This is a genomic window from Variovorax sp. M-6, from assembly GCF_052114385.1.
Taxonomy (GTDB): Bacteria; Pseudomonadota; Gammaproteobacteria; order Burkholderiales; family Burkholderiaceae_C; genus Variovorax.
In genome coordinates this window covers 1-434 of sequence record NZ_JBFREQ010000126.1, presented here as the reverse complement: position 1 = coordinate 434, position 434 = coordinate 1, and the positions used below count along the sequence as shown (strand labels likewise).

2 tRNA genes are annotated in these 434 nt (G+C 55.3%); both read left to right on the top strand.

Annotated elements, in window-relative coordinates:
* Positions 1–88 precede the first annotated feature (88 nt).
* Positions 89–164: transfer RNA gene (locus AB4Z46_RS35450), tRNA-Ala, on the top strand.
* Between the two features lie 80 nt (positions 165–244).
* A tRNA-Glu gene (locus AB4Z46_RS35445) sits at positions 245–320 on the top strand.
* Positions 321–434 lie beyond the last annotated feature (114 nt).

Sequence of the window (434 nt, the reverse complement as noted above, 5' to 3'; positions counted from 1 at the left end):
CGGTAACAGGGGTTCGAGTCCCCTAGGGGACGCCAGTTTTACAGAAGTGATGTTGCAAGATGTCACTCCGCCGCGAGGCGAAAAATCCGGGGCTATAGCTCAGCTGGGAGAGCGCTTGCATGGCATGCAAGAGGTCAACGGTTCGATCCCGTTTAGCTCCACCAATTTTACAGTTCAAGGTATGGCCACACCGGTCTTGAACCGATCAGCACTCAGCGYTGATCWGTTGTATAGAAGGGTTTGCGTCCCCTTCGTCTAGTGGCCTAGGACACCGCCCTTTCACGGCGGTAACAGGGGTTCGAGTCCCCTAGGGGACGCCAGTTTTACAGAAGTGATGTTGCAAGCAGGGGTTCGAGTCCCCTAGGGGACGCCAGTTTTACAGAAGTGATGTTGCAAGATGTCACTCCGCCGCGAGGCGAAAAATCCGGGGCTAT